The sequence below is a fragment of the Rhizobacter sp. P3_C12 genome, assembly GCF_056402735.1.
Genome location: NZ_JBFUGW010000020.1, coordinates 31444 through 41747 on the forward strand (window position 1 = coordinate 31444; position 10304 = coordinate 41747).

Here is a 10304-nt window from a genome sequence, read left to right on the forward strand (position 1 = left end):
GACCTTATTCGCCCGGCAACGAAGCGTCCGGCGGCAAAGGCGGAGCCCCCAGCTGCGCCTGCGCGTCCTCGTCGCGCCAGCCCTCCAGCGGCGTGGCGCGCGCGAGCGCCATCCACAGGTGGAAGGGCATGCGCATCGGCCGCCGCGGCGCGGGCCGCTCGACCTCGAGCGCGCCGCCGCGCGCCACCAGCACACCGCACTCGGGCGGGATCTCGTCGGCCTGCGCGATGCCGTCGGCCAGCACGTACCAGCACTCGCTGCTCAGCTGCAGGTAGGCCGCTCGCTTGGCGGCGCGGCGCAGGTCCGACAACAGGTCGCTGCGATGCACCTTGACCTCGTGGACGATCGGTTCCAGGTAGGCCTCGACGGTGGTGTGGCGGATCGAGAACACGTCGGGCATCGCCATCACCCAGCCCTCGTCGACCTTCGCGCGCAGCGACAGCCCGCGCCAGGCGAGGCGGCCGGCGCGCGTCATCTCGCGCGCGACGCGCTCGACCAACTGCTCGTGCGCATCGCGGCGCGCGCGGTTGCGCTGCAGCGTCTCGGCCAGCACCGCGATGCCGGCCTCGGTGACGCGCAGCGTCTCGTGGCCCGACACCTGCCGCACCCGCTCGAGCAGGCCGAGGAACAGCAGCTCGACCTCGACCAGGTCCTGGCACGGCCAGCCGGCCGAACGCCAGACCTCGCGCAGGCGGCGGCGGTGCACGCCGGTCAGCAAGGGGGTCGCCTCGTTCATTGCAGCGGGAGTGTCGATCCCTCGCGCAGGGCGTGCAACAGCAGCCGGCCCTTGGCCAGCGTCTCGTCGAGTTCCTCGCGCGGGTCGGAGTCGGCGACCACGGCGCCGCCCACCTGCACCATCACCCGCCGGCCGTGCACGACCGCGGTGCGGATCACGACCGACAGGTCCATCCCGCCGGCCGCATCGAAGTAGCCGATCGCGCCGGCGTACGGCCCGCGCCGCAGCGGCTCGATCGCCTCGATGATCTCCATCGCGCGCACCTTGGGTGCGCCGGTCATCGAGCCGGGCGGCCAGCAGGCGCGCAGCAGCTCGGCGGTGCCGGCGCCGTCGCGCAGCCGCGCGCGCACCGTCGAGACCATCTGGAACACGCTCGGGTGCGCCTCGATCTCGAACAGGCCGTCGACGCGCACGCTGCCGACCTGCGCGACGCGGCCCAGGTCGTTGCGCATCAGGTCGACGATCATCAGGTTCTCGGCGCGGTCCTTGGGGCTCGCGGCCAGCGCGGCACGCTGTTGCGCATCGGCCTGCGCATCGGCGCCGCGCCCGCGCGTGCCCTTGATCGGGCGCGCGCTCACCTCGCGGCCGTCGAGCCGCAGGAAGCGCTCGGGCGAGACGCTCGCGATCGCGCCGTCCGGCAGCGGCAGGTAGGCCGAGAACGGCGCCGGGTTCAGCGCGGTCAGCCGGCGGTACAGCGCGAACGGGTCGCCCTCGAAATCGCCTTCGAGGCGGTGCGACAGGTTGGCCTGGAAGATGTCACCCTGCGCGATCAGCGCGAGCACCTCGCGCACCTGCTGCAGGTAGCGCGGGGCCGGCGTGCGCGAGTGCATCTCGCCGGCACGGAACTGCGTGGCCGCGGGCATCGGCCCGGCGGCGCGGGCGAGCGTGGCGGCGTGCACCTCGTCGCGCGGCGGCAGCAGGCCGGGCAGCTGCAGGCGGGCGTCGTACCAGCGCTGCGTCGCGTGTTCGTAGGCGAGCACCTGGTCGCACAGCTGCAGCCGCAACGCGGGCAGGTCCGGGTCGGCGGCGGCGTGCACCGGCAGCCGTTCCACGTGGCGCGCGAGGTCGTAGCCGAGCCAGCCGAGCCAGCCGCCGGCGAAGTCCAGCCCGGCGGGGCGCCCGGTGGCCGGCGCTGCAGTGCGGGTCAGCAGCTCGCGCAGCGCATCGAACGGATCGGCCCACCGCTGCAGCACCTGCCCCTGCGCATCGCGCAGCCAGGTGCCGTGCGCATCGGTCTCCAGCAGCGCGGCCGGCGGGCCGGCCAGGTAGGACCAGCCGGACAGCCCGGGCATGGCCTTGCTGCTTTCCAGCAGCGCGGCCGGGCCGGCGGCGAGCAGCCGGGCGCACAGATCCTGTGGCCGGCCGGAGAGCGTCAGGGGTAGGATCGTCGACTTCGAATCGGCCACGCAGTACACGCACAGGACACAGGGCGCATGAGTGTAGAGCGGCAAATCTTCCCCCCGGCGGCACGGCACGAGCCGCTGCGCCGGCTGCTGCTGGCGCAGGACGGCTCCACCACGCGCACCTGCTCGGCGATGTGCGGCCTGCCGGTGCAGATCATGCTGCACCACCAGCACCGCACGGCCGAGGTGCCGCGCAGCGTGGCCGAGCAGCTGGGCGGCACGGCCTGGCTGGAGCGCGTGACGAGCCTGGTGGCCGGCGGCCGCGTGCTGATGGACAACCTGTCGTACACGCGGCTCGATGCGGTGCCGGACTGGTTCCTGCGCGGCCTCGACGAAGGCGCCGCGCCGATCGGCCACCTGCTGGCGCGCCTGTTCGTGCAGCGCCAGGCGATCGAGAGCGAACCGGCGCTCGAAGCGGGGCTCTGGAAGGTGGTCGGCCTGCCGGATCCGCGGGCGAGCCGGGCCTACCGCATCGTCACGCCCGAGGGGCCGCTGATGCTGATCTTCGAGGTGTTTCGCGGCGCGATGCTGCCGCAGGCCGAGCCGGTCACTGGCTGATCGCTAGGGGCTGACCGCTATTGGGAGATGAACGGCCGCTCGCGCATCCACTTCGTCGCCACCCACTTCTCGCCGGCCAGCACCGGCCAGCTCGCATGCAGCGAGCGCTCGTCCCGCCCGTCGTACTCAAAGTACACCGCGTGGCCGCGCTGCGGTGTCACCTGCAGGCCGCGCTGCGGAAAGTCGGTCTCGCCGCCGCCGGCCACGTCGTTCAGGTAGCACACCAGCGTGCTGATGCGCTGGCCGCTGCGCGCGATCGACGCGCGGTTGGCCTCGTTGACCGGCTGCAGGAAGTCGAAGTGCGGCGCGCTGCCGGTGCCGGCCGGGTAGTGCAGCAGCTGCAGGCCTTCGCCGTGCGACGCGGGCAGCCCCATCAGCGCCGCGAGCCTGCTGTCCAGCCGCTCGATCAACGGCGTCTCGGCGGGCCGGAAGAACATGCCCAGGCTGGCGCGAAGGCCGCTTTGCACATCGCGCCCGCTCATCGGGTCGACCAGGGTCGACGGCTTCAGGCGCGGCCGGGCGAGTGCGATCAACGCCTCGCACTCGTCGGCGTCCAGCACGCCCTGCAGCACCGCGAGCGCCGGCGCATCGGTGCGCATCGCGACGCGAATGCGGCGGTCGCCTGCCGCGATCACCGGTCCGTCGGCCAGCCGCGCACGCGGCGCCACCGCATCGATCGTGTCAATCGGCAAAGGCATGCCGCGCTCGCGCGCCCGCACGAACGCGTCGACGATGGCCCGGGCCGCGTCCGGTGCCACCTGGCGTTCGGACATCGCGTCGACCAGCGCGGCCGGCGGCTGCCCTTGCGCCAGGTGCTGCGCGACCCAGTCGCCGAGCGCTGGCGCGAAGCGCAGTTGCAGGGCTGCGCTGCTCATGTGCCCAACAGGTCCACCGCGACCCAGCCCCGCTCGGTGCGCACGAAGTTCTCCTCCAGCTGGGTCGTGCCGGCCCCGCGCACCATGCCGGCCACCACCGGGAACACCTGCTGGATCTCGCTGTCGCCGGTCCACGGCGCGGCGGCGATGCGGTAGGTGTAGGTCACGAGCGCATGGGTGTCGGGGCCGCGCTCGCCGCGGTCGAGCTTCCAGCCGACGACGCGATCCAGCGCCAGGTGCGCGGCGCAGAAATCGCGCGTCTTCGCATCGCGCTGCACCAGGTAGCGCTTGCCGGCCTCGGTGAGCTCGAAGCGGCGCACCTTCATCGCGTGCTTCGTGCCCTCGTCGTCGACCACGACCTCGGCGACGCTGGCGCTGACGAGGCCCAGCCGCTCCAGCGGCGGCATCTGCCGTGCGTTGCGGCCGCCGACATCGATCTCGTGCTGCGTCACGTCGATCGGCCAGGCGGACTTGCCCAGGCACAGGTCGCCGCGCCGGGCGAGGTAGGTGTTCATCGCGGCCGTGAAGGTGGCCTGGTCGGGGGCCGGGTGGCAGCCGGCGATCGCGAGCACGGCGCCCATCAGGGCGAGCAGTCGAAGCGAGAGGGTGTTCATTGCGTGCAGGGTCCGGTGGTCGGGGCCGAGGCGGGCGGCTGGTAGCCGTCGGTCAGCGTGTTCAGGAAGCAGATCAGGTCGGCGACGTTCTGCTCGCTCATCGGCGGCGCGCTGTGGGCCTGGCGGCCGTCCAGCGGCATCTGGGTGTCGATGTTGGCGACGAACTGCGGCGGCAGGTCGTCGTATTTCTTCACCTTGCCGCCAGCGTACTGCGTCGTGACGAGGCCGTAGCCCGGGAAGCTCGCATCGGGCTTGGCGCGGGGCTTGCCGCCGACCGTCGGGTACCAGATCTCCGGCCAGGTGTCGCGTGTGTTGTAGAAGCGGATCACCTGCTCCAGCGAGTGCATCACGCCGTTGTGGAAGAACGCGTGGCGCGTTGCCACGTTGCGCAGCGTCGGTGCCTTCACCATGCCGCAGAAGGTGTTGCCTGCGGCCGGTGGGTGGTCGCTGCGCAGCGGGCCGCACAGGCCGATGTCGGCGTAGGCCGGGTCGGCGTTCTCCGGGATCGCCGTGTTGCGCGGCACGCCGATCGCCTCGTACGAGAAGTCGGTGAACAGCGCCGAGCTGCCGTTCAGCCCGGCACCCTGGTAGTGGCACGAGGCGCAGTTGCCCACCTTCGGATCGGCGAAGACCTTGAAGCCGCGCACCTCGGCCGGCGTCAGCGTGCCGCCGAGCTTGTTGGCGGCGTACAGGTCGTATTTGCTGGAGTACGGGTGGAAGCTGCGGTCCTCCAGCTGGTAGGCCTGCAGTGCGAGCCCGGCCTTCGTGAACGCGGCGGTGGTGTCGTCGAAGACGCCGGCGCCGAAGGCCTGCCGGAACAGCTCCGCATAGGGGCCGGCCTCCAGCTTCGCGACCACCGCGGCCGCATCGGCATTCGCCATCTCGTTGGCGGCCAGCAGCGGCATCTGCGCCTGCGCGGCGAGTGTCGGCGCGCGACCGTCCCACGCGAAACCGCCGCCCGGGCCGGGCACGCTGATGCCGTCGGGGTTGTCGAGCAGGTCGGCGTACGGCGGCGTGACCTCCTTGTAGCGCAGCGACGGCACGGCGCGCGTGCCGTGGGCCTTCAGGTCGGCGCCGCCGGCCTGCACCGCGAGGTCGTTGGTCGGAGCGTGCGCGTTCTTCGGGTCATGGCAGCTGGCGCAGGCCATCTGACCGGAGCCGGACAGCGAGGTGTCGATGAACATCTTCTCGCCGACCTGGGCGGCCAGGCTGAGCGCGCTGGTGGCGGCGGTGAGTGAGGGTGAGGGCGCAGAGGCGGCGGCCGTCGCCTCGGCCGGCGCGTTGCGCCCGCCGCAGGCGGCCAGCGTCGTGGCCAATGCGAAGGCCGCGGTCAGTGCCGCGGCCCGGTGGAGCAGGGTGGTGTGCATGGTGGAGCGGCCGACGACCACGGGTTTGCCGTGGCCGTCAGCAGTACTGCGTTGCGACAACGATTACTTCAACGACCAGACGCCGGTCTGCTGGCTGTCCGGCCCGACCTGCGCCGCGGTCGTCACGTCGGCCGATTGCTTGGCCGTGTAGGAGGCCGGCGCGACGAAGGCGTGGTTGATCGGCCGCACCGCGTCGAAGTGGGTGTCGGCGCTGCCGGCGAACTCGGGCAGGTTCATGATGTTGGCCGCGATGAAGTGCTCGGTGTACTTCGAGCGGTTCATGTACGAGCCGTCCACCGCCGGGTCGGCGAGCTGGAACATGTCCTGGAAGGTGCGCACCAGCGAGAAGTGGCTGTAGGCGTCGCTGTCGCTCACGCCCTTCGGCGCCGACGCCTGGTTGCTCAGGATGCCGAAGATGCTCTGGCCGTGGCCGCGGTTGCCGCGCGTGTAGTTGTTGATCGTGGCATCCGGCGAGAAGCTGCCGTCGGCGTTCTGCTTCAGCGGCTTGGCCACGGCGCTGTTGGCCACGTTCCAGCCGCAGCAGGAGTTGAAGCCGCTGGTCGCATTGCCTTCGTCGAACATCAGCACGATGGCCACGCGGCGGTTCGGGTTCTTCCAGATCGGCGAGGCCTGGATGCGCTTGACCAGCGCGTCGACGTAGTTGTCGCCGCGCGCGATGATGTTGCCGCCGGTGGCCACCGGCACGTTGTTGGCCACGCTGGCGCAGTCGCTCGCGGTGACGCCGGCGGCGCCGCCGGCCACGTCGCCCTTGACGGTGATGCCGTGCATGTCGTCGCACTGGTCGGGCACCAGGAAGTTCAGCGCGCCGACGTTGCCGCTCGCGAGGTCGGTGCCGAGCTGGTCCGCGTCGTAGTTCGCGGGCACGGCGTAGGCGCTGCCGCTCTTCAGCACTGCATCCCACTGGCCGCCGCCCATCGTGCGGTTGCTGTACTTCCACTCCGGCGCGCTGCGCACGTTCTGGTAGGCCATGCCCGGGTGGTGCTTGGTCTTGTACAGGCCGGCCGGCATCGGCAGGCTCAGGTTGGTGGTGCCGATCTGCGCGGTGTTGCCGGCCAGCGTGCCCGGCGCGTACACGTGGTCGGCGGCGACCACCGCGGCATCGGCCACGCTGTCGGTGCGGTAGTCCTGGCCCGGGTTCATCGACTCGTTGTAGGTGCGCCAGGTCAGGCCGGCCGCGCTCAGCGCGTTGAACAGGTTCGGCGCGGTGATGTTGTGGTTGACGCCGACAGTCTGCGTGCAGGTGGCGGCGAACGGCGAGTTCTGCAGGCCGGTCTGGGTCTTGTCCGGCAGCGGCAGGTCCTTGACGGCGTTGTCGCCGGTGGCATCGCAGTTCCACTGGCTGTCGTCGGTGATGCCGAAGTCGTCGGCGCCGCCGAGCGCGGTGTAGTTCGGCTCGCTGGGGTTGCCGGTCGCGTAGTACGAGGTCAGCTGGTTGCCGGCCTTCAGCAGCGCGTTGATCTTGGGTGCGAAGGCCGAGCCGGCGATCGACGAGGTGGCCTTGTTCTCGAGCATCACGACGAACACGTTGTCGTAGCGCGGGATGCCTTCGAGGTTGAACGCGGCCTGCTCGGCCTGCGCGAAGGTGATCTTGGCGCGCGTGTCGGCCGCGGTCGGCGCGGTGGCCTGCGTCACGTTCGCGGCGCCGGTCAGTCGCGGGTCGCCGCCGGCGACGGCCAGCGCATCGGGGTACAGGTCGCCGCGGTCGAGCTTGGTGATCGCGAAGGTGAAGCGGTTGTCCAGCACCTTGGCTTCGGCGAGCATCGCGGCCTGCTCGGTGCCGCTGTTGTTGCCACTGAGGGTGTTGACATCGGCCAGCAGGTGGGCCGCGGTCACGCCGATGCGGTCGGCCAGGTTCTGCTTCTCGGCGGCGTAGGTGCTGCCGTTGGCCTCCATCGTGCGGAGCACTTCGGACGACAGCGGGCTGATCACGATCGTGCCGCCGGCCTGCTCGACGACCTGGTCGAGCGAGGCGCGCAGCACGTCGCGGCTGGCGACCTGGGCGCCGCTCGCGGTGTTGACGGCGTCGGTGCCGATGTCGGCGATCAGCGCGGCCTGGGTGGCCATCTGGATCGTGAACTTGCCGTTGGCATCGGTGGTGACCGGGTTCTCGCTCGCCTCGCAGAGGCCGTTCGCGTTGGCGTCGACGCAGACCTTGGCGCCCTGGTAGTACGCGGCCTTGACGGTCGGGTCGGTGGCGCTGCCGGCGATGAAGTTGGTCGCGGTGACGACGCCGCTGACGGTCGGCGTGGGCGCAGGTGCCGGGGCGGGCGACGAGCTGTCGCTGCCACCGCAGGCCGCGAGCACGGCGGCGGCGAGCAGGGTCAACGAGGCGGTGCGGGACGTCGAGAAGGCTGGTGCGGTGATGATGCTTCGCATGGCAGGGTCCGGGTGGTGGGTGAGCGCGGCGGACTCTAGGGAGCCGATATGACGGATCGGTGTCAGCAACCGTCTCCATCTCCACCCCGGCACGCGCCAACCCGCATGGCGGCTCGCTGTGCGGGCCTTCGTAAAGTACTTGTGGGTGCGTGTGTCGCCGAATGTCGGCGCTGCGCCGTCAGATCAGCACAAAACGCATGACTTATGCAAAAGCGATGAATTTGCTGTTCAGCAAACGAGGTGCTTCACAGCTCGGTCAGCACCGACAGCAGCAGCTCCATCTGCGACTTGATCTCGACGAGCACCTCCGGCGGCACCGGCGCGTTCTGGCGCAGCAAGCCTTCCATCTGCGCCGCGGCCGTCGCCAACGGCACGGCACCCAGGGTCGCTGCCGTCGACTTCAGGTCATGCGCCAACCGCAGCACCTGCCCCGCGTCGCCGGCCGCCTGCGCCGTGGCGAAGCGGCCGTTCCACGCCGCGAGCGCATCACGCGCTGCCTGCAGCACGCGCAGGTAGAGGGCGGTCTGGCCTTCCATGCGCGCGAGCGCCGTCGCGAGGTCGAAGCCGGGCAGGGCGGCCAGCGCCGGCAACGGCGGCGGCGCGTCGGCGAAGGCCGCGATCTCGGGGCGGGCGGTCGGCACGAGCTGCTCCGCCGAGCCGGTCAGCCGGGCGATCACGCGGCGCAGCTGCGCGCGCGAGAACGGCTTGGTCAGGTGCGCGTGGCAGCCCGCCTGCAGGCTGCGCCGCTCGTCGTCGGGCAGCGCGTTCGCGGTCAGTGCCACCACCGGCACCGGCGCGCTGCCGCGCCGCCGCTCCAGCGCACGCAGCGCGGCCGTCGCCTGGTAGCCGTCCATGCCGGGCATCTGCACGTCCATCAGCACCAGGTCATAGGGCTGCGCCGCAAAGCGCTCGACCGCCGCCGCGCCGTCGTGCACCACGTCCAGCCGGTGGCCCTCGCCTTCGAGGTAGGCCTGCACCAGCAACACGTTCTGCGGGTTGTCGTCGGCCAGCAGGATGCGCAGCGAGGTCTGCATCATGCCGGCCGGCTCGGGCGTGCTGGGTGCCCACAACGTCACCGGCGCCTCGGTGCTGACGGGCAGCGACAGCTCGACGTGGAAGCACGAGCCCTCGCCCTCGCGGCTGTCGACGCCGATGCGCCCGCCCATCAGCGCCACCAGCCGGCTGCTGATGGTCAGGCCCAGCCCAGTGCCGCCATAGGCCCGCGCGACACCGCTGTCGGCCTGCGTGAAGGCCTCGAAGATCGTGCGCTGCCGGTCGGCCGGGATGCCGATGCCACTGTCGCGCACGTCGAAGCGCAGAACCCCCGGCGCATCCGCCACCCGGTGCACTGCGAGCGTCACGCTGCCGCGGTGCGTGAACTTGACGGCGTTGCCCAGCAGGTTGCGCAGCACCTGCGCGAGGCGCGGCGCGTCGCCGTTGACGACCGCCGGCAGCTCGGGGTCGAACTGCGTCAGCAGCCGCAGCCCCTTCTGCGACGCGCGGGCCTCGAACAGCACCGTCTGGCTCGCGACCAGCTCGACCAGCGAGAACGGCTGGTGGTGCAGCTCGAGCAGCCCGGCCTCGATCTTCGACAGGTCGAGCAGGTCGTTCAGGATCTCCATCAGGCTCGCGCCGGCCGACTGGAACAGCGCGACATGGCGGCCCTGGCGCTCATCGAGCTTGGTCTGCGCGAGCAGCTCGGCCGAGCCGAGCAGCGCGTTCATCGGCGTGCGGATCTCGTGGCTCATGTGCGCGAGGAACTCGCTCTTCATGCGGCTCGCCGCCTCGGCACCGGCGCGCTCGCGCTCCAGCTGCAGCCGCTCGGCGCGCAGCACGCGCCGGCCCTGCCAGTGCGACAGCGCGGCGAAGCCGACCGGCACCACCAGCACCGGCAGCAGGTTCGACAGCTGCGAGCGCCACAGCACGCCGGCCGCATCGAGCATCAGCAGCGCGAGCAGCGTGGCGGCGCTCCAGCCCAGGTCGGCATGCGAGTGCAGCATGCCGCGCCGCAGCGCGACCAGGCCGGGCAGCAGCGCGAGCAACCACCACAGCGCATCGAGTTGCGGCCGCGGCGGCGCGAACAGCGCGCCGGTGGCCAGCGCCGACTGCACCTGCGCGAGCGCGGCCGGCCCCCAGCGCGGGCCGAGCGGCGTCTGCACGCGGTCGCTCAGCACCGCGCTCGCGCCGATCACGATGGCGCGGCCCTGCACCTGCTCGCGCAGCGCGTCGTCGCGCAGCACGCCGCGTGCGGCCTGCACGACCGACAGGTACGGGCGCAGCGCGACGGTGTCGCCACGCGCCGGCCAGCGCGGGCGCACGCGACCGGCCTCGTCGACCGGCCAGTGGTGCGTGCC

The 10304-nt window shown here is 71.8% G+C and carries 8 protein-coding genes; 1 reads left to right on the plus strand and 7 read right to left on the minus strand.

Features of this window, described 5'->3' with window-relative positions; genetic code table 11:
- Positions 1-4 precede the first annotated feature (4 nt).
- Both AC1DXV_RS05775 and pabB read right to left on the minus strand, forming a co-directional pair.
- Positions 5-736 carry a hypothetical protein gene (locus AC1DXV_RS05775; protein WP_477864282.1) on the minus strand — a complete coding sequence of 244 codons (732 nt, stop codon included), beginning with the start codon at positions 734-736 and terminating at the stop codon, positions 5-7.
- Complete coding sequence (gene pabB / locus AC1DXV_RS05780) at positions 733-2142, minus strand: aminodeoxychorismate synthase component I (protein WP_477864283.1); 1410 nt, start codon at positions 2140-2142, stop codon at positions 733-735. Before pabB ends, AC1DXV_RS05775 begins: the two co-directional genes overlap by 4 nt.
- Before the next feature lie 27 nt (positions 2143-2169).
- Between pabB and AC1DXV_RS05785 the strand changes: the two genes are divergently transcribed.
- A complete protein-coding gene (locus AC1DXV_RS05785; protein WP_477864284.1) occupies positions 2170-2697 on the plus strand; it encodes a chorismate--pyruvate lyase family protein in 528 nt (175 codons plus the stop codon).
- A 17-nt stretch (positions 2698-2714) separates the two neighbouring features.
- Here AC1DXV_RS05785 and AC1DXV_RS05790 read toward each other — a convergent pair whose 3' ends face one another.
- The 5 genes from AC1DXV_RS05790 to AC1DXV_RS05810 form a co-directional block, all read right to left on the minus strand.
- Positions 2715-3572, minus strand: a complete 858-nt coding sequence (locus AC1DXV_RS05790) for a 2OG-Fe(II) oxygenase (protein ID WP_477864285.1) — start codon at positions 3570-3572, stop codon at positions 2715-2717.
- Positions 3569-4186, minus strand: coding sequence for a hypothetical protein (locus AC1DXV_RS05795; RefSeq protein ID WP_477864286.1), 618 nt, complete (start codon positions 4184-4186; stop codon positions 3569-3571). Before AC1DXV_RS05795 ends, AC1DXV_RS05790 begins: the two co-directional genes overlap by 4 nt.
- Positions 4183-5553: a cytochrome-c peroxidase gene (locus tag AC1DXV_RS05800; RefSeq protein ID WP_477864287.1), complete on the minus strand. Its 1371-nt coding sequence runs from the start codon at positions 5551-5553 to the stop codon at positions 4183-4185. Before AC1DXV_RS05800 ends, AC1DXV_RS05795 begins: the two co-directional genes overlap by 4 nt.
- Positions 5554-5616: 63 nt before the next feature.
- A complete protein-coding gene (locus AC1DXV_RS05805; protein WP_477864288.1) occupies positions 5617-7950 on the minus strand; it encodes a phosphoesterase in 2334 nt (777 codons plus the stop codon).
- 245 nt (positions 7951-8195) lie between these two features.
- Positions 8196-10304 (minus strand): ATP-binding protein (locus AC1DXV_RS05810; RefSeq protein WP_477932821.1); only part of this gene is annotated, 2109 nt, incomplete at its 5' end.